This is a genomic window from Halorarum sp. SLYT50, assembly GCF_059821265.1.
In genome coordinates this window covers 581,343-598,065 of the sequence record NZ_CM187555.1, presented here as the reverse complement: position 1 = coordinate 598,065, position 16,723 = coordinate 581,343, and the positions used below count along the sequence as shown (strand labels likewise).

Annotated in this window: 17 protein-coding genes and 1 pseudogene; 4 read left to right on the top strand and 14 right to left on the bottom strand. The window is 71.3% G+C overall.

Features of this window, described 5'->3' with window-relative positions:
* Window positions 1-27: 27 nt before the first annotated feature.
* A complete protein-coding gene (locus tag AC6RUA_RS03135; protein ID WP_499814486.1) occupies window positions 28-486 on the bottom strand; it encodes an SRPBCC family protein in 459 nt (152 codons plus the stop codon).
* Between the two features lie 159 nt (window positions 487-645).
* Window positions 646-1,227 (bottom strand): DUF8173 domain-containing protein, encoded by a 582-nt coding sequence (locus tag AC6RUA_RS03130; RefSeq protein WP_499814485.1) that lies wholly within the window; start codon window positions 1,225-1,227, stop codon window positions 646-648.
* Between the two features lie 84 nt (window positions 1,228-1,311).
* Between AC6RUA_RS03130 and AC6RUA_RS03125 the strand changes: the two genes are divergently transcribed.
* Entirely contained in the window at window positions 1,312-1,944 is a 633-nt protein-coding gene (locus tag AC6RUA_RS03125; RefSeq protein WP_499814484.1) for a hypothetical protein, read from the top strand.
* 54 nt (window positions 1,945-1,998) lie between these two features.
* Here AC6RUA_RS03125 and dph2 read toward each other — a convergent pair whose 3' ends face one another.
* From dph2 to AC6RUA_RS03090, 7 genes and pseudogenes are all read right to left on the bottom strand, one after another.
* Window positions 1,999-3,036 carry a diphthamide biosynthesis enzyme Dph2 gene (gene dph2 / locus AC6RUA_RS03120; RefSeq protein ID WP_499814483.1) on the bottom strand — a complete coding sequence of 346 codons (1,038 nt, stop codon included), beginning with the start codon at window positions 3,034-3,036 and terminating at the stop codon, window positions 1,999-2,001.
* 102 nt (window positions 3,037-3,138) lie between these two features.
* Window positions 3,139-4,149 carry a sodium:calcium antiporter gene (locus AC6RUA_RS03115; RefSeq protein ID WP_499814482.1) on the bottom strand — a complete coding sequence of 337 codons (1,011 nt, stop codon included), beginning with the start codon at window positions 4,147-4,149 and terminating at the stop codon, window positions 3,139-3,141.
* 114 nt (window positions 4,150-4,263) lie between these two features.
* Window positions 4,264-4,890, bottom strand: a complete 627-nt coding sequence (locus AC6RUA_RS03110; protein WP_499814481.1) for an RAD55 family ATPase — start codon at window positions 4,888-4,890, stop codon at window positions 4,264-4,266.
* A 48-nt stretch (window positions 4,891-4,938) separates the two neighbouring features.
* Window positions 4,939-5,567: pseudogene (locus AC6RUA_RS03105) on the bottom strand (MinD/ParA family ATP-binding protein).
* 26 nt (window positions 5,568-5,593) lie between these two features.
* A complete protein-coding gene (locus AC6RUA_RS03100; RefSeq protein ID WP_499814480.1) occupies window positions 5,594-6,526 on the bottom strand; it encodes a glycosyltransferase in 933 nt (310 codons plus the stop codon).
* A gap of 127 nt (window positions 6,527-6,653) precedes the next feature.
* Entirely contained in the window at window positions 6,654-7,055 is a 402-nt protein-coding gene (locus AC6RUA_RS03095; RefSeq protein ID WP_499814479.1) for a YlbF/YmcA family competence regulator, read from the bottom strand.
* Window positions 7,056-7,196: 141 nt separating this feature from the next.
* Window positions 7,197-8,255 carry an FKBP-type peptidyl-prolyl cis-trans isomerase gene (locus AC6RUA_RS03090; protein WP_499814478.1) on the bottom strand — a complete coding sequence of 353 codons (1,059 nt, stop codon included), beginning with the start codon at window positions 8,253-8,255 and terminating at the stop codon, window positions 7,197-7,199.
* Between the two features lie 169 nt (window positions 8,256-8,424).
* On the opposite strand from AC6RUA_RS03090, the gene cyaB reads away from it, so the two are divergent.
* Both cyaB and AC6RUA_RS03080 read left to right on the top strand, forming a co-directional pair.
* Window positions 8,425-9,042: a class IV adenylate cyclase gene (gene cyaB, locus AC6RUA_RS03085; protein WP_499814477.1), complete on the top strand. Its 618-nt coding sequence runs from the start codon at window positions 8,425-8,427 to the stop codon at window positions 9,040-9,042.
* Window positions 9,043-9,101: 59 nt separating this feature from the next.
* Window positions 9,102-10,301, top strand: a complete 1,200-nt coding sequence (locus AC6RUA_RS03080) for a methionine adenosyltransferase (protein WP_499814476.1) — start codon at window positions 9,102-9,104, stop codon at window positions 10,299-10,301.
* Between the two features lie 58 nt (window positions 10,302-10,359).
* Here the strand turns inward: AC6RUA_RS03080 and AC6RUA_RS03075 are convergent, their stop codons facing one another.
* A complete protein-coding gene (locus tag AC6RUA_RS03075; protein ID WP_499814475.1) occupies window positions 10,360-10,743 on the bottom strand; it encodes a thioredoxin family protein in 384 nt (127 codons plus the stop codon).
* A gap of 125 nt (window positions 10,744-10,868) precedes the next feature.
* Between AC6RUA_RS03075 and AC6RUA_RS03070 the strand changes: the two genes are divergently transcribed.
* A complete protein-coding gene (locus tag AC6RUA_RS03070; protein ID WP_499814474.1) occupies window positions 10,869-11,834 on the top strand; it encodes a PLP-dependent cysteine synthase family protein in 966 nt (321 codons plus the stop codon).
* Window positions 11,835-11,847: 13 nt separating this feature from the next.
* On the opposite strand, the gene AC6RUA_RS03065 is transcribed toward AC6RUA_RS03070, so the two are convergent.
* The 4 genes from AC6RUA_RS03065 to AC6RUA_RS03050 all read right to left on the bottom strand — a co-directional run bounded on the left by AC6RUA_RS03065 (window position 11,848) and on the right by AC6RUA_RS03050 (window position 16,550).
* Entirely contained in the window at window positions 11,848-12,789 is a 942-nt protein-coding gene (locus AC6RUA_RS03065) for an alpha/beta fold hydrolase (protein WP_499814473.1), read from the bottom strand.
* A 31-nt stretch (window positions 12,790-12,820) separates the two neighbouring features.
* The gene (locus tag AC6RUA_RS03060) at window positions 12,821-13,276 is read right to left on the bottom strand and encodes a DUF5804 family protein (RefSeq protein WP_499814472.1); all 456 of its coding nucleotides are present in this window, start codon (window positions 13,274-13,276) and stop codon (window positions 12,821-12,823) included.
* A 105-nt stretch (window positions 13,277-13,381) separates the two neighbouring features.
* Entirely contained in the window at window positions 13,382-14,701 is a 1,320-nt protein-coding gene (locus AC6RUA_RS03055; protein WP_499814471.1) for an aminotransferase family protein, read from the bottom strand.
* A gap of 124 nt (window positions 14,702-14,825) precedes the next feature.
* Window positions 14,826-16,550, bottom strand: coding sequence for a glutamate--tRNA ligase (locus AC6RUA_RS03050; RefSeq protein WP_499814470.1), 1,725 nt, complete (start codon window positions 16,548-16,550; stop codon window positions 14,826-14,828).
* Window positions 16,551-16,723: the final 173 nt, after the last annotated feature.

Here is a 16,723-nt window from a genome sequence, read left to right as displayed (position 1 = left end):
CCGCGGGGAGCGGAACCCGGCGTCTCCTCACCCGTCGCTGGCTACCTCCGCCTCGAGGATGCCCTTCAGGTTCTCGCCCTCCTCGTGCATGTGCGTCCGAACGGCGTCGAACTCGCGCCGGTTGAGCCGAGCGCCGATCGGGCCGGTCCGCACCTCGATTCGCTGGGTGAGGTCACAGCCCCCCTCGCGAGGAGTGATGGTGAAGCTTATCGAGGGCATGAGTACCCCGACCAGCCACGACGTCGGTTTGAACTCGATGTATCGACCGGGGACGGTCTCCGTGAAGCGGACCCGCTTTCTCTGCATCTTCCCGCCGATTCGCTCCTCGAAGTAGGCCTCGGCTCCCGGTTCCAGTCCCCGTCCGTCGGCCCAGTGGAAGACGACGTGGTCCGGGTGCCACCGCTCGTAGTTCGCGTCCATCCGTTCGAAGAACCGGTAGACCTCCTCCGGGGATGCGTTCAGCCTGGTGGTCTCTTGTAGGAGCATCTCTTTCGTCTACCGTAGGCGTTCTCGGACCATAACGTCGCTCCGGGAGTCGGTCGGGTTCACACGCGCTGCCTCCGTCGATGGACGGTCGCACGGAGGCGTCACTCCCCCGGTTCCTCCAGTTCCTCCGGCATCTCCGGGTCGACGGTGCTGGTCGGGTCAGTCCAGCCAGGACCGATACAGGCCGCGGCCGACGACGCCGATGCCGAGGAAGCCGGCGAGTTGCGCGAGGAACTCCCCGAGCAGCGGCACCGCGGCGACGAGCGCCAGCGTCAGCGCGCCGGCGAACGCCGCCGTCCCGCCGGGTTCACCGGGGGCGCTCGTGAGCACCGCCCCCACCGCGACGACGGTGACGGCGTTGCCGACGATACCGACCGGAACGAGGAGGATGAAGCCCGGAATCGCGACCACGAGACCGACTATCGTCACGGCGAGGACGGCGAGCGCGACGGGGACGCCGATGCCGACGAGCAGGCCCCAGCCGAACGCGCCGACCGGGTTCTCGCGTATCTCGCGGACCTTCCGGGCGGCGTAGTGGGGACCGAACGCGACGAGCGCGCCGCCGACGAGGAGGTTCACGACGAACACGACGCCGAACCTGATGCCGACCCGCGTGCCGAGTCCGAGCTCGCCCCCGGCTCCGGTCTGTGCGGCGGCGGGACCAGCGGCTGCGAGCGCGGCGACCGTCGAGAGCGCGGCGAGGGCGCCGACGCTGCGAGCGAGCGTCCGTGTGGAGGGCATCGACGGAGGGGAGGGGTCGGGGGGCAAGTGTCTTCGGGTGGCGCCCCACTGAAAGTACTTACCGCTCGTCGCGGAACGCCCGGTGTGCGACGCCGCGCCCTCCTCACCGCGCTCACCGCCCTCCCGGTCGCCGGGTGTCTCGGCTCGCCGAGCGGTCCGACCGGGTCGTCGGCCGAATCACGGACGGATTCGTCCCCGATGGACGCGCCCACTGCGACTCGCTCGCCGACGCCACCCGACGCTCCTCGGTCCGCGCCCTCGTGTCCCGACTTCCACGCCGACGTGGTCGAGACGCACTGCTGGCCGCGGGAGAGCGACGCGCCCGTCGTTGTGCGGGCGTCCCCCCGGCGCGCAGCGCTCCCAGCGGACGTGACGTTCACGGTTCGCAACCGGAGTGACCGGCCCTTCGGTATCAACCCGTACCACTGGCAGTTGTACCGACTGGATGCGGACGGATGGACGTACCTGTACCCCGACGGACCGGTCCCCGAACCGCTGATGCAACTCGACCCCGGTGGACACCACGAGTGGCGCGTCCGGTTCGAGGGTGGGAGCGGCCCGAGCGGGTCGGTCGGCGGAAGCGAGAACGAACTGACGGTCCCGGGGCTGGAGCCGGGGACCTACGCGTTCGGAACGACGGGGTGGTTCACCGCCGAGGACGACGGGAGCGACCACACCGCGAGAACGGCGGTCGTGGCGCGGTTCGAACTCCGGTGACGTACGGCGGGCGTCCGCGGTCGGTCGTCCGCGTTGCTCACCCCGCCCGTGCTGTCACCACGTCCCGTGGAACGTGTCGAACTCCAGCGAGTCGAGCGGTTCGTTGCCGACGGCGATCTCGTACTCGCCGGGGGTGAGCATCGGCTTGTGGAACTGCGGGCCGTCGTCGGTCGTGATGCGGGGACAGCCCGTGTTGACGAACGCGTCGAAGTCGAAGTTCCGCAACCGGTCGGGCGTGACCTCGTCCATCGTGATGAGGTGGGCGTTCTCGTTGTTCTCCACGATCTCCTCGGCTCGGTCGAAGCGGCCCTGCCCGATCTTGGTACAGAAGATGACGCCGAACGTGTCGGCGTCCATCGCGCGGTGGACCGCGCCGTAGCGCTGCTTGAGGAACTTCTCGGTGTCGGCGACGGTGACGACGTTGTTGACCGGGTCCGCGATGACGACGGTCTTGTCGGGGTGTTCCATCGCCAGTCCCAGCGGGTGGAACTTTCCGCCGCCGACGTACAGCACCTGGTCCGCGTCGATGTCCGCGGAGGCGTAGTTACACCCCAGCACCTGCCCCTCGTGGGTCAGTCGGTCGTCGCCCCGGCGGGTGTGGACCTCGAACCCGCGCTCGTCGAGCCAGTCGTACATGTCCTCGAACAGGTTCATGTGCTGGGCGGTCGTGACCAGCCCGACGCCGGGGTTCTCCGCGGGGTCCGCGAGTTCCTCCAGCGAGTCTTCCATGATCGGGAAGGGGTCGACGTTGGAGAACAGCGGGACGTAGATTATCTTGTCCGACTCCTTCATCGGCGAGTGGCCGAAGTGGACGAACACGTCACACCGGCGCATGAGGTAGGTGTCGAGGTCGCACGCGCCGTAACACGGCTGGCCGGAGATGAGGTAGCGAACGCCGTCGGTCAGTTCCCGCAGGTCGTCCGCCACCGCGGGCGCGCGGCGCTTGAGCCCCTCCGGGAACTGGAGTCCCACCTTCTCGGCGTCGCGCTCCTCCACCGCCTCCACGATGCGCTCCAGTTCGTAGTCCCACTCGCGGTCGTGCTTGAGCGACATCCCGGTGTTCGTGAGGTCCCCCTCGCTTCGCTGGCTCATTGGGCCCGGTAGCGGACGGAGTGGGTTAAACGGCGCGCTCCGGGGAGTCGTGAGCGGACCGTTCGCACGGGCTCGACCGACGCGTCGGCGACGCGCCGGGGGTCAGACGCCCGGGACGAACGCGGTGAGCCCGACCGACTCCGCGACCATCCACGCGACGAAGACGCCGTACAGCGCGAGGAGGCCGACCGCTTCCCTCCGGGTGAGTGCGAGGTCCGTCCGCGTCACCACGAGGAAGCCGAGCGTCGCGACGGTGAGGAAGCCGACCATCGGTACCGCGGTCCCGAAGTCGATGTCGGCCGACCCGGCGAGCAGGACGGCGGCGGGCACCGCGACGAGGAGGTCGAACGTGTTGCTCCCGAGCACGTTCGCGAGACTCGTCGTTCCCCGCCCCTCCTGCGCGGCCCGCACGGACACGGCGGCGTCCGGGAGGCTCGTCCCCGCCGCGACGACGGTGAGTCCCCACACCGTCGAGGGGACGCCCAGAGTCGCCTCGAACGAGAGCGCGGCCTGCACCAGCGCCTCGACGCCCATCAGGATGGCCGCGAGCGACCCCAGGAGGAGGAGCCACTGGCGAGCGGCGTTCACGTCGCCGGGGTCGGGGGCGTCGTAGTCGCTCACGTCCTGGTACTGGATGAAGACGTAGACGCCGTACAGCGCGACGGGGACGAGCGCGAGCGGTCGGGTGATGCGCGCGACCAGTCCCCCGCCGGGGGCGGGGTTGTAGATGACGCCGAGCGAGAACGTGAGCAGCAGTACCGCGACGGCGAGCATGTAGAACTGCGTCTCCTTGTACACCACGTCGCGGTCGGCGTCCATCCCTCGCCCGCGGATCGCGCTCCACCCGGGGATGACGAGGATGTTGAAGATGGCGGAGCCGACGATGGCGCCGACGCCGAGGTCGAACTCGCCGTGGAGGAGCACCGAGAGCACCGCCGTCGAGAGTTCGGGGAACGACGACCCGACCGCGGCGATGACCGCCCCCTGGACGACCGGGGGGAAGCCGTAGTGCGCGCCGAGGCGCTCGCTCGCCGCCTCGAGTCGACCGCCCGAAACCCAGACGACGGCGCTCCCGGCGACCGCGAACGCGACCGCGAGGACCAGCGACACCATACCCGGGTCGCCGGCCCGGCGCGTCTAAATCCGTCCGGTTCGCGGTCGGGCACCACCACTACGGGTGGCGCGACGAGTTCCCGTAACGACGCCGGATTCGGACCCGCGTCCCGGCTACGCGATGTCCCGGCTGGTGTCGATGGAGACCGACTCCTCCAGTCGGAGTTTGACGGTCTCGCTCAGCGCGCGTCCGCCGCGGAACTTCGGGACGGCGAGGTGGTTCTCCACGTCGGTCCCGCTGACCCGGGTCTCGAGGTCCCACACCACGTCCGCCACGTGCTCGGTCACCGCGCGGCGCTCGGGTTCGTGGTCCCCCTTCATCGCGTGGAGGAACGCGACGCTCCCCGTGTTGACCATCGTCGTCTGGAGTTGCGAGAGGAAGCGGCGGTACCGTCCCGGGTCGGCCCGCTCCAGCGGGTCGAGCACGTCGACGACGAGGTTCGCTCCCTCGGGGAGCGTGCCGACGAGGCGGTTCACGTCGTCGAGCGGCGCGTCCCCGCTGACGTCGCGGACCGTCGGGTCGCCGATTCGTCCCTTCGTCGCGGCCAGCGCGTCCGACACGGCGCTCTCCGAACGGAGCGTCGTCAGGTAGAGCGTCCCGCGGGCGGCCGTGAGTTCGTACAGGAGCAGTTCGGCCTGACTCGCCGGGTCGGCCGCGAAGAGGACGATGCTCCCGGCCGGGATGCCGCCGCCGAGGCGGCGGTCGAGCACGTCGATGCCGGTCGGGAGCCGTTCGGCCATGCTGGCGGGTCAACGGGACGCCACCGTATAACCGTTGCCCACGTGTTCTCACGCGTGAGACGCCGACACGCCCGCCGCGTCGGACGCCAGCGCGGCCGCGGCCCGCGCGTACGCCCGGCGGACGCGAGCGGTCGAGCGGACCGGCCCGTCGACCGTCGGAACGCGGGCCAGTACCGGACAGCCGAGGAGTCGGCGACGCCCGGCGGCACCGCCGCCGCGCGGACGAGCACCGCGCCGCGCACGGGCGTTCCGAGCGTCCGCGCCATCGCGGCGGCCTTGGCGGCGTCCCGGAGCGCGGGTGCACACGGCGTCACCGCGAGCACGGCGGCGTCGGCGACCCGGAGCGGGGCGGCCGCGTCGGGACCGGCGCCCGCGGGGCAGTCGACGAGGACCGTCGGCGCGGCGTCGGCCACCGCCGCGAGCGTCGGTTCCCGTTCCCGGTCGCGCGCGTCGGGCGGCGCCGGGAGGACCGAGACGCCGTCGTCCCCGTCGGGGACCCGAATCGCCTCCGCAGGGTCGTCCCCGTTCCACGCCCGTTCGACCCCCGCGAGCGCGTGGAGGTCCGGCAGGTCCCAGTCGGCGTCGACCGCCAGCGCCCGGCCGTCGACGGCGCTCGCGAGGCCGAGCGTCGTCGTCGTCTTCCCCGTCCCGCCCTTGCCGCCGGTGACTGCGAGCACGGGGCGGGTGGTCGCCTCTCCCTACTTCAACCCTCGTCGGCCTCCCCTTCCAGGGAGACGTCGAACTTGGCCCGCCAGCGGTACCGCCGACCGCCCCAGACGAACGTCCGGCGGGCGAGCGCGTACGCGAACAGTCCCGGTCCGGCGAGAATCGCGGGATAGGCGTACAGTGCGGTCCACCGCCACACGCCGAAGTAGGCGTACACGGCCGCCAGAAGCGCCGTCGTCGCGACGGCGGTCGGCAGCGGGGCGAGCACCCCCGCCACCGCCAGCAGCGTCGTCACTGCGAGGTTGACCGCCGTCCCGGCCGGGTCGTGGAACCGGACGATCTTCGAGAACCGGGTGTGGCGCTCCAGCGTCGTCCGCCGGTCGCCGCCGACGGTCACGCGCCTGACGCGCCGTACCGGGGTCACGTCGAGTCGTTCCGAGAGGAGGCCGTCGTCGCTCACGGTCCGGCGGAGGTCGGCCACCAGCGCGTCGACGTCGAGGTCCGACCGCTCGAACACCACCGCCCCCGCCCACGCCCTGTCGGTGGCGTACACGCCGAGCGTGCCGCCGAGCGCGTACACGGGTTCGAGCAGCCGAGCCAGTGGGTCCGCGCCGACGAAGAACGGCAGTTCGCTCGTCGGACCGTGCGCGGCGTAGTCGTCGTGGAGCGTCGCGAGCCAGCCCGGCGGGTGGTCGAAGTCGTCGTCGGTCCAGACGACGCGGTCGTTCGCGGCCGCCTCCATCCCCGCGGCCACGGCGTTCGCCTTCCCCGAACAGTTCCGGGGCTCGCCGGCGAACACGAGGCGTACGCCGTCCGGGAGGTCGTCCCCCCGCTCTGCGACCGGGTCGGCCCGCGAGTCACAGACGACGAGGAGTTCGTCGGCCGGGGTGAGCTGTTCGGCCACGTCGGCGCACGCGTCGGTCCAGCGGACGGTGGGGAGGAGCACGCTCGTCGGCGGAGGGTCGCTCATCGACGGCCGTTCTCGGGCGGGTTCCTAAACGGCTCCGGAACCTCCGGCGACCGCCGGCGACGCCGCTCGCGCACGGGAGGCGAGAAAAACGGGCTCCGAGAACGCGAGACGTCCGAGCGCCAGTCCGTCAGTCCTGGCAGCAGCCACCGGCCTCGCCGCCGAAGTCGACCGCCAGCGGCTCCGAGATGGCCTCGTTCAGGTCCTCCAGCCGGCTCTGGAGGTCGTCCTGCGCCTCGACGTACCGCTCCATGACCGGAAGCGCGTGCAGGTCCTGCTGGGCTTCCCTGACCCTGTCGAGCGTCTCCTCGTCGGCGCTCCCCGTCTGGCGGGCGAGCGCGAACTCCTGGCGGAGTTGCTGGAACTCGCCGATGCGCTCCTGCGCCTCCTCGTCGGCCTCGACGGCCGCCTTCGCCTCCTCGAACCGCTCGTAGGCGGGGAGGTCCGCGATGGCGCCGCCCAGTTCTCGCGCGAGCGCGTCGACGTCGGCCGACTCGTTCGTCTCGGCCTCCGCTCCGGTGTCGATGCTCATGGACGCGGTTGGCGGCGGCGTCGTATAACACCCGCGACTCCGGCGACCTGACCGGGGCCGTCCCGGTCGGGACGGGTAACTCGCCGGACGAGCGGCGGGTGGGTCCCGAAAAAATCGAGTGGTCTGACGCGGCTCGTCGCGTTACTCCTCGGCGTCGTCGAGTTCCTCGACGAGTTCGTCGGCGTCGACGTCGATGTCCTCGAGCGCTTCCTCCATGTCCTCCTCGCCGCCCATGCCGCCCATCATGCCGCCCATCCCGCCCATCATGCCGCCCGCGCCGGCTTCGATGACCTCCTCGACGACGACGCGGTCGAGGTCGAGGCGGTTCATGATGTCCTCGGCGATTTGTTGCTTCGAGAACATCCACTGCTGGTTCATCTGCATCATCGGGGTCGCCTCGATGTACAGCGTCTCCTTCTCGACCTCCTGTACCTCGGTCTCGCGGTCTACCTCGCCGGTCTCCTCGTCCTCGTGGACCTCGACGGGGACCTCCTCCTCGACCGTCTCCGTCTCGATGCGGAGGTCCGGCACGTCCTGGAGGTACATGCCGATGAGGCCGCGAGCCTTCTCCTCGCGGTCCTCGACGAGTTCGAGCACCTCGTACTCGTACTCCAGGTCGTCGCCCGCCAGCGGGTGGTTGAAGTCGACGCGAGCGCGCCCGCCGACGATGGTCTCGAGGTAGCCCTGCTGGCCGTCGATGGTCACCTGCGCGCCGGGGTAGCGGTCGTCCTCGGGAATCTTCTCGGCGGCGACCGTGCGCACGTCGTCGGGGTCGAACTCGCCGAACGCCTCGGTCGCGGGGACGTCGACGGTGTTCTCGTCGCCGACCGACCGGCCGACGAGGTCCTCGTCGACGGAGTCGAACACGTGCCCCTCGCCCACGACGATGGTGCGCGGCGAGAAGTCGTAGTCGTCGTCGTCGATGCCGGCCTCCTCGGCCACCTCCTCGCTGGTCGTGTCGACGACCCGTCCCTCGTCGTCGTCGTCGCCGACCGTCCGGACCGTGTAGTCGAGTCGGACGAAGTCGCCGTTCTGGATGCCGTCCTCGGTTTCCTCGGCCTCCTCGCCCTCGGATTCTTCGGACCCCTCGGTCTCCGCGTCGGCGTCCGCCTCCGCCTCCGCGTCGTCGTCGGCCTGTTCGGCGTCCTCGGCCGCCTCGGCCTCGGATTCGGCCTCGTCGGCCTGCTCTTCTTCACTCATGTCCGGACCGTCGCCCGTGCGGTCCTTAAGAATCACGTTTCGCCTCGCGCGGCGTTTCGCACCGGATTCGCCGTTGCTCCGTCTCGGAGCGACCGTTCGCGTCGGTTCCGACGGTCCGCGGCGACGGCGGAACACGACGCTTTTGCCCGACGGTGGCGAGGGTGTGCGCATGTACGAGGTCGAGGTGAAAGTCCGCGCGGCGCACGAACTCGTCCGGGACCGACTCGCGGCGCTCGGAGCCGAGCGGACGGGGAGCGTCCGGCAGTCGGACACCTACTACTCGGCGCCCCACCGCGACTTCGCCGAGACGGACGAGGCGCTCCGCACTCGCCGCGAGACGCTCGTCGACGAGGAGGGGGACGGGGGAAACGAGGGAGACGATTCGTCTGCCTCCGGCGACGCGACCGGCGGCGAGACCCGGACCCACATCACCTACAAGGGACCGCTCGTCGAGGCCGAGTCGAAGACCCGCGAGGAACACGAGACGGCGGTCGACGACCGGGCGGCCGCGCGCGGCATCCTCGACGGACTAGGGTTCGAACCCGCCGCGACCGTCGAGAAGGTCCGCGAGCGGTACGTCGTCGGCGAGTACACGGTCACGCTCGACGCCGTCTCCGGCCTCGGGGAGTTCGTGGAAGTCGAGCGGACCGTCGAGGAGGCGGACGTCGAACGCGCACGCGAAGGCGTGCACGACCTGCTCCGTGACCTCGGACTCGACCCGGCGGACCAGATACGGACCTCGTACCTCGGTCTCCTCCTCGACGCCGAGCCGAATTCCTCGCAGTAATCTCGCGCCGCGCGGTCGTTTCCGCAAGTTATAGAGCGTCACGACACCACCGGGGGACAATGAGGAACATCCAAGTCTCAGAACTCGACCGGCGCGCGGTCGAGGACCAGGACGTGGAGATCGTCGAGCGGAAGGGGCTCGGACACCCGGACTCCATCTGCGACGGCATCGCGGAGGCGGTTTCGCGCGGGCTCTCGCGGCTCTACCTCGACCGCGTCGGGAAGGTCCTCCACTACAACACCGACGAGACGCAACTCGTCGCGGGGCGCGCCGCGCCGGCGTTCGGTGGCGGGGAGGTGCTCTCGCCCATCTACATCCTCATCGTCGGGCGCGCGACGAGCGAGTACGAGGGCGAGACGCTCCCGGTCGAGCGGACCGCCCTCGAGTCGGCCCGGGCGTACCTCCGCGAGCACATCCCCGAACTCGACGTGGGGGCGGACGTGGTGCTCGACGTGAAACTCGGCGAGGGGTCGGGCGACCTCCAGGAGGTGTTCGGCGAGGAGGGGGCGCAGGTGCCGATGGCGAACGACACCTCCTTCGGCGTCGGGCACGCCCCGCTCACGGAGACGGAGCGCATCGTCCTGAACGTCGAGCGCGGGCTGAACGGCCGTTACGCCGCCGACCACCCGGAACTCGGTCCCGACGTGAAGGTGATGGGCAAGCGCGAGGGCGACGACATCGACGTGACCGTCGCGGCCGCCATCGTCGACGGCTACGTCGACTCGATGGCCCAGTACCGGGAGGCGGTCGACGGCGTCCGCGAGTTCGCGACCGACCTCGCGGCGGAGTACACCGACCGGTCGGTCAGCGTCGAAGTGAACACGGCCGACGACGTCGAGGAGGGGTCCATCTACCTCACGACGACTGGCATCTCCGCCGAACAGGGCGACGACGGCTCCGTCGGCCGGGGGAACCGTGCGAACGGTCTCATCACGCCCAACCGGCCGATGAGCATGGAGGCGACGTCGGGGAAGAACCCCGTCAACCACATCGGGAAGATATACAACCTGCTCTCGACGGACATCGCCGAGAGCGTCGTGAGCGAGGTGGACGGCATCCGCGACCTGCAGGTCAGGCTCCTGTCACAGATCGGCCGGCCCATCGACCGGCCGCACGTCGCGGACGCGCAAGTGGTCACCGAGGAGGGGGTCACCGTGGCCGACGTGGAAGGGGAGATGCGCGAACTCGTCGACGACCGCCTCGCGAACGTGACCGACATCACCCGCCGGGTCATCGAGGGCGACATCTCCACGTTCTGAGCGTCCTCACGCACCCGACGCGAGAGACCTCGCGCTAAGACGACTCTCGGTCCGGGAGTCAGTCCTTCGAGAGTTCGCGCGCGAGGTAGTCGGCGATGGGTACGCGCTCCTCCTCGACGAACCGCGCCACCTCCTCGCCGTCGCGGCGGACGACGACCGTCGGGATGAGAGACACGTCGTACTCGTCCATCCCCGGTCCCCGCTTCTCGCCGTCGACTTTCTCGACCGGGTACTGTACGATTCGCTCGCGCGGGACGTCGGCGGCGTCGAGGGCGGCCGCGAACGCCGGAAGCTGCCCCCGGCAGTCGGAACACCAGTCGCCGCCCCAGACGTGGAACGTCAGCGACTCGTCCGCCAGTGCGGCGACGGTCTCCTCGTGGCTCGCGGCGTCCCACGTCGGGGCCGGCCGCATCGTCTCCAGTTCGGTCTCGCTCTCGCTCACGACCGGAGGCACGGGGTGCGCCGATAAAACCCCGACGGCGGCGGCAGTCGCGGCCTGACCGGCGGCGCGCACGAACGCTTGCCGGCGTCGTCGGGGGGTTAAGGGGGAGGCGTGTACGGCCGGGTATGGACGACTCCGTACTCGATACCATCGGCTCGCCGCTCGTCCGGGTGGAGTCGCCGCCGGGTGCGACCGTCGCGGCCAAACTGGAGTCGCGCAACCCCGGCGGCTCCGCCAAGGACCGCCCCGCGCGGTACATGGTCGAGGCGGCCGAGGCGGCGGGCGACCTCGAACCGGGCGACGCGCTCGTCGAACCCACCTCGGGCAACACCGGCGTCGGGCTGGCGATGGTGTGCGCGTCGAAGGGGTACGACGTGACGCTCGTGATGCCCGCCTCGAAGTCCGAGGAGCGCCGGCGCGTGATGGACGCCTACGGCGCGGACCTCGAACTCGTGGAGGGCGGCATCGAGGCGGCGAAGGAGCGCGCCGACGAACTCGAGGCGACCGGGATGGTCCAGCTTCGGCAGTTCGAACACGAGGCCAACCCCCGCTCGCACTACGAGACGACCGGCCCGGAGATTCTCGACCAGTTGGACGGCCGGACGCCGGACGCCCTCGTGGCCGGCGTCGGCACCGGTGGGACGATATCGGGCATCGGCCGCAGGCTCCGCGAGGCGTTCCCGGACCTCGACGTGGTGGCGGTCGAACCGAGCGGCAACGCGGTGCTCTCGGGCGAGGACCCGGTCAGCGACAGCTTCCAGGGGATGGGCCCGGGGTTCGTCAGCCCGAACCTCGACACCGACATGCTCGACGGCGTGCTCACGGTGGACCTCGACGCCGCCGAAGCGGAGTGCCGGCGGCTGGCCCGCGAGGAGGGCATCCTCGTCGGCCAGTCGAGCGGCGCGTCGAACCTCGGCGCGCGCCGCGTCGCGGAGGCGTACGTCGCGGGCACGGACCCGGAGTACACCGACGTCGCCGTCGGGGGGTGGACCCCCCGCGAGGGGGCCGGCGTCGCCGGCGACGATCCGCTCGTCCTCACGGTGTTCTGGGACTCCGGCGAGCGGTACATGTCGACCGGGATGTTCGACTGAGCGCCTCCCGTACTCACTCGGCGGCGAAGTGGTCGCCGAGGAGTTCGGTCACCCGTTCGGGCCGTTCGCGAGGGGGCCAGTGCCCGCAGTCGGGGAGTAGCTGGAGCGTCGCGTCGGGCGTCCTCGCGGCCGCGCGCGCTGACCACGCCGGCGGGACGAGCGGGTCGCGCTCCCCGTGGACGTACAGCGTCGGCGCGCGGACGTCGGGCAGGCGGTCGAGGTAACACGTCCGGAGACCGGCCGCCGTCACCTCGGCGCGCTGGAGGCGGCGCCAGTCGTCGCCGTCGGTCGTCGCGAGCACGTCGGCCACCTCGTCGACCAGTTCGGGCGTCGCGTTCCCCGGTGCGACGACGCTCCGCACCGCGAGGCCGGTCAGCGTCCGACTGCGCCGGAGCACCTCCCACGAACACTCCGCCAGCAGCGGCGCGCGGACGAACGCGGCCGCGAGCGCACCGCCCGGGGCGGCGTCGCCGAGACCGTACGCGTCGACGGGCGCGAGTCGAGCCACCCGTTCGGGGGTCGCGAGCGCCGCACCGACGACGGCCGCGCCGCCGAGCGAGACGCCCGCCAGCCGCGCGTCCGTCAGGTCGAGTTCGCGGAGGAACTCGGTCACGACCCGGGCGTAGTACGCCGCGGTCGGCGTCTCGTCCGGTCGTCCGCTGTGACCGTAGCCGGGCAGGTCCGGCGCGTACACCGCGAACTCGCCGGTGTCCGCGAGGGCGGGGAGCACCTCGCGCCACGAGAGCGCCGCCGAGTCGAGTCCCCCGCCGTGGACCAGCACGACCGGGGGCGGTCCGTCGCGCCGGCCGCCCGCTCGGTCGCCGGCAGTGGCGTCGGTACTGTCGGCTCCGTCGGTTCGTGCGGTCCGGTCGGGTCCGGCGCGGAGGTACGAGACGTGCGCGCCGCCGGCGCGGGTCGACCGGCGGACGGTTCCCGTGGGGTCGGGGAGGCTCACGCGAGTCGGGTGGCTCCCGGACGCGAAAAGCTCACCCGCCGAACTCCGCCTCGGTGACGCGGACTCGGACGGTCCGGTCGACGTCGCGGAGGTCGTACTCCGGGAGCGGCGCGTCGTCGCTGCGCGCGAGGAACAGCGGTTCGACGAGTTCGCCGTCGACGACGCCGTACACCTTGAGCAGGCGGTCGGTCTCCGTCGGCCGGACCGCGTCGTTGCGCACGGCGGTCGCCAGGTCGCGAGAGAGCCACTCGTCGGTCGAGACGGACGGCTCGCGGACGAGCACGTCCGCGGTGAACCGGACGAGGTACCAGTTCAGGTCGTTACACAGCGAGACGGCCGCGCCGAGGCTCACCGTCTCCACCGCGACGCTGTTCTCGAACGGCGCGGAGAGGTCGTACGTCGAAAGCGCGTCGCGGGCCGTCTCGCGCGAGAGGAGTTCCCGCCGGAGGTCGACCTCCGGGTCCCCGACGAGACAGACCGTGGTCATACCGGCCAGTCGTCACGGCGCGGCAAAGCGATTACGCTCCGTCCGACCGGGTTCACGCCCCCGCGGCCGGTCGGGCGACGCCGCGCTCGGAACGGTCGGAACTGCTCAGAACGTCTCGATTATCGCGGCGTCGAGCGCGTCGACGGCCTCGTCCACGTCCCCCCGGTCGATACACAGCGGCGGCGCGACCGTCAACTGGAAGTCCGGCCGGCCGCCGCCGACGAGGACGCCCCGCTCCTGGGCCGCCTCCCGGACGCCGGCGACCGGGTTGTCGCCGTCGTCCACCCGGGAGTCGAAGAACGGTTCGCCCGTGTCGGGGTCGGTGAACTCCACGCCCCAGAGGAACCCCCGGCCGCGCACGTCACCGACCGCCTCGTGCCGCTCCAGGTCGCGCAGGCGCTCCTCAAGATACGGCGCGAGCGTCGCGCAGTTGTCGACGAGGCCGTCGCCGTACGCGTCGAGGGCTGCGACGCCGGCGGCACACGACACCGGGTGACCGGCGAACGTCTGGCCGAGGTCGAGTCCCTCCCGGCGGAAGTGGTCCGCGATGTCCGGCCGCGCGAGTACGCCCGCGAGCGGCGCGTACGCGCTCGTGACTCCCTTGGCGAACGTGAGCAGGTCCGGTTCGACCTCCTCGGTGTCCATCCCGAACCAGTCGCCGCAGCGGCCGAACCCCGTGATGACCTCGTCGGCTATCAGCAGCACGTCGTACTCGTCGCAGAGTTCGCGCACCCGCTCGAAGTAGCCCGGCGGCGCGGGGTAGCCGCCGCTGGTCCCCCCGACCGGTTCCATCAGCACCGCGGCGACGGAGTCGGGACCCTCGTTCCGGAGGACGAACTCCAGGTGGTCGGCCGCCTGCGCGGCCAACTCCTCGGGCGAGTCGGCGTCGAACGGCGACCGGTGCGCGAGCGGCGGGAGGAACTTCGCCGACCCGGTCGTCGCGGCGTGTCGCTCGACGGTCGCGCGCGTCTCCGGGTCGCCCGTGAGCGACGCCGCGCCGTACGTGCCGCCGTGGTACGACCGCCACCGCGTGAGCACCTTCCCCCCGCCGGTGTACTCGCGCGCGAGGTGGGCGGCGAGTTCGTTCGCCTCGCTGCCCGTGACGGAGAAGAACGCCGTCGTCAGCTCCCCGGGCGACACCTCGGTCAGCCGTCCCGAGAGGTCACGCCGCGCAGGTGCGTCCTTCGCCGAGGAGACGTACGGGATGGCGCGCGCCTGCTCCGTCATCGCGTCGACGATGCGCGTCTCGTCGTGGCCCGCGTTCACGCAGTACAACTGCGAGAGGAAGTCGAGGTACTCCCGGCCGTCCCCGTCGGTCACCCGCGCGCCCGCGCCCTCGACGAGCGACAGCACGTCGCCGTCGGGAGCGTACCAGTGCGGGACGGCTCCCGGAGCCGCCTCCGACGACGTGTGAGTTCCTACCATGCGGCTACCGGGCGGGGGCGCGGGCAAAAGCCTTCGGTCGGCGGCGAACCGCCGCGACGCACCGCCGTCCGTGGCGAAACGGACGCAGCGTCGGCGCCCGGAACCGGCCCGCCGACGCCGCGTGCTACGGGTGGGCGTAGTACGCGACGGTCACGCCGTCGGAGACGCCGTCGTAGCGTGCGAACCCCACGCGCTCGAACTGCACCACGTCGTCGGGGTGGTGCTCCGCGAACCCGGGTTCCGCGCGGCCGAACACGTCGCCGTCCATCGTCCGGAGGCGGACGCGGACGTTCTCGTCGTCGGGGACCCAGTGGATGACGGGGACGCCCTCCTCGCGCACCGCGGAGATGTCGTCGCCGGTCCACGCGAGTTCGTCGCCCTCGCGGCGGAGACAGCCGTACCCCTTCAGCCACACCCGCTCGCCCGCCGGGGGAACGTCGTCCGGTTCGAGACGCACCGCCTCGCCCACTGGGATGTCGCGCGTCCCCCGCTCCTCGTGTTCGGGGTGCAGCGGTGGGTGGCCCGCGTCGGGACGGTCCGCGCCCCGTACCTCGAACGTCTCGCCGTCGCGCACGAGGAACCGGCGGTCGGCGTCGTCGTCTACCAACTCGCGGTTGTTGGCGTACACGCTCGACATCGCGAGGTCGACGTTCGAGGTGGAGACGCCGAGTTCGACCATCGACTCCACGACGGCCTCGCCGCGTATTCCGCGCCGGCGGACGGACGCGAGCGTCGGCGCGCGCGGGTCGTCCCAGCCCGTCAACTCCCCGTCGGCTATCTCCGCCTTGATGGTGGAGGTGGACATGGCGACGTCGTACTCGTCTATCTGGACGTGCCCCCAGTGGAGCACCTCGGGGTACTCCCAGTCGAAGTAGTCGTAGACGAACCGCTGGCGCTTCGCCGAGTCCTGCAGGTCGATGCCGCGGATGATGTGGGTGATGCCCGTGAGGTGGTCGTCGACCCCGGACTGGAAGTCGAGCATCGGCCACGCCCGGTACTCGGACGCCTCCTCGCGCGGGTGGGGCGTGTCGACCATCCGGAAGGCGACGAAGTCGCGCAGCGCGGGGTTCTTGTGTTCGATGTCCGTCTTCACGCGGAGCACCATCTCGCCCGACTCGTACTCGCCGCCGACCATCGCCTCGAACTCCGAGCGCACGGTCTCCGTCTCCTTGTCGCGGTGGGGGCACGCCTCGGCGTCGGCCTTCAGGCTCCGGAACTCCTCGGCGGGACACGAGCAGGTGTACGCGCCGCCCGTCTCGATTAGGTCGCGCGCGTGCTCGTAGTACGTCTCCATCCGGTCGCTCGCGCGCACCACCTCGTCGGGGTCGAACCCGAGGTAGTCGACGGCGTCGAGGATGGCGTCGTACGCCTCGAGGTCGGGCCGCTTCGTCTCCGGGTCGGTGTCGTCGAACCGGCAGAGCATCCAGCCGTCGTACTGCTGTTTGTACGTGCCGATGACGGAGGGCATCCGGGCGTTGCCGAGGTGCCACGGACCGTTCGGGTTCGGCGCGAGCCGCATCCGTATCTGGTCGTACTCCTCCGCGTTCGGGAGGTCCGGGAGCGCGTCGTCGTCGTCCTCCTCCTCGTCGGCGTCCAGTTCCGCGAGGAGGTCCGGTGCCACCTCCCCGAGTCGCTCGCGCCGCGCCGCCTCGTCCAGTCCGCTCACCTCGTTCGCGACGGGGGCGACGACGCCCGGAATCTCGTCGCCGTGCTGGCGGAACTCGGGGTTCTCGCCCATCAGCGGGCCCATGATGGCGCCCACGTCGGGGTCGGAGCCGTGCTTGAGGGCGTTGAACAGCGCGTGCCGCTCGGCCGCGGCACGGACGCGTTCGCGCAGGTCGTCGTCCATCGTCGCCGGATTCGCCGTGCGGCACAAAAGGGGCGTGAATCGAAGGGCACACCCGGGTAGGGGTGTCCGTGGGGACGCGGCCGGCGCGCTTAGGGGTGTCGACGTTTCACACGGGGCGCGCCGGGTACGGTGCGCTTACCGGCCCCCTGCCGCCCTCCACCGGTCGCGGGCCC

What these genes read in the sequence shown, in the direction of transcription:
- AC6RUA_RS03135 (WP_499814486.1), bottom strand. Translation starts at nt 486, where the DNA reads ATGCTCCTACAAGAGACCACCAGGCTGAACGCATCCCCGGAGGAGGTC.
- AC6RUA_RS03130 (WP_499814485.1), bottom strand. Translation starts at nt 1,227, where the DNA reads ATGCCCTCCACACGGACGCTCGCTCGCAGCGTCGGCGCCCTCGCCGCG.
- dph2 (WP_499814483.1), bottom strand. Translation starts at nt 3,036, where the DNA reads ATGAGCCAGCGAAGCGAGGGGGACCTCACGAACACCGGGATGTCGCTC.
- AC6RUA_RS03115 (WP_499814482.1), bottom strand. Translation starts at nt 4,149, where the DNA reads ATGGTGTCGCTGGTCCTCGCGGTCGCGTTCGCGGTCGCCGGGAGCGCC.
- AC6RUA_RS03110 (WP_499814481.1), bottom strand. Translation starts at nt 4,890, where the DNA reads ATGGCCGAACGGCTCCCGACCGGCATCGACGTGCTCGACCGCCGCCTC.
- AC6RUA_RS03100 (WP_499814480.1), bottom strand. Translation starts at nt 6,526, where the DNA reads ATGAGCGACCCTCCGCCGACGAGCGTGCTCCTCCCCACCGTCCGCTGG.
- AC6RUA_RS03095 (WP_499814479.1), bottom strand. Translation starts at nt 7,055, where the DNA reads ATGAGCATCGACACCGGAGCGGAGGCCGAGACGAACGAGTCGGCCGAC.
- AC6RUA_RS03090 (WP_499814478.1), bottom strand. Translation starts at nt 8,255, where the DNA reads ATGAGTGAAGAAGAGCAGGCCGACGAGGCCGAATCCGAGGCCGAGGCG.
- cyaB (WP_499814477.1), top strand. Translation starts at nt 8,425, where the DNA reads ATGTACGAGGTCGAGGTGAAAGTCCGCGCGGCGCACGAACTCGTCCGG.
- AC6RUA_RS03080 (WP_499814476.1), top strand. Translation starts at nt 9,102, where the DNA reads ATGAGGAACATCCAAGTCTCAGAACTCGACCGGCGCGCGGTCGAGGAC.
- AC6RUA_RS03070 (WP_499814474.1), top strand. Translation starts at nt 10,869, where the DNA reads ATGGACGACTCCGTACTCGATACCATCGGCTCGCCGCTCGTCCGGGTG.
- AC6RUA_RS03060 (WP_499814472.1), bottom strand. Translation starts at nt 13,276, where the DNA reads ATGACCACGGTCTGTCTCGTCGGGGACCCGGAGGTCGACCTCCGGCGG.
- AC6RUA_RS03055 (WP_499814471.1), bottom strand. Translation starts at nt 14,701, where the DNA reads ATGGTAGGAACTCACACGTCGTCGGAGGCGGCTCCGGGAGCCGTCCCG.
- AC6RUA_RS03050 (WP_499814470.1), bottom strand. Translation starts at nt 16,550, where the DNA reads ATGGACGACGACCTGCGCGAACGCGTCCGTGCCGCGGCCGAGCGGCAC.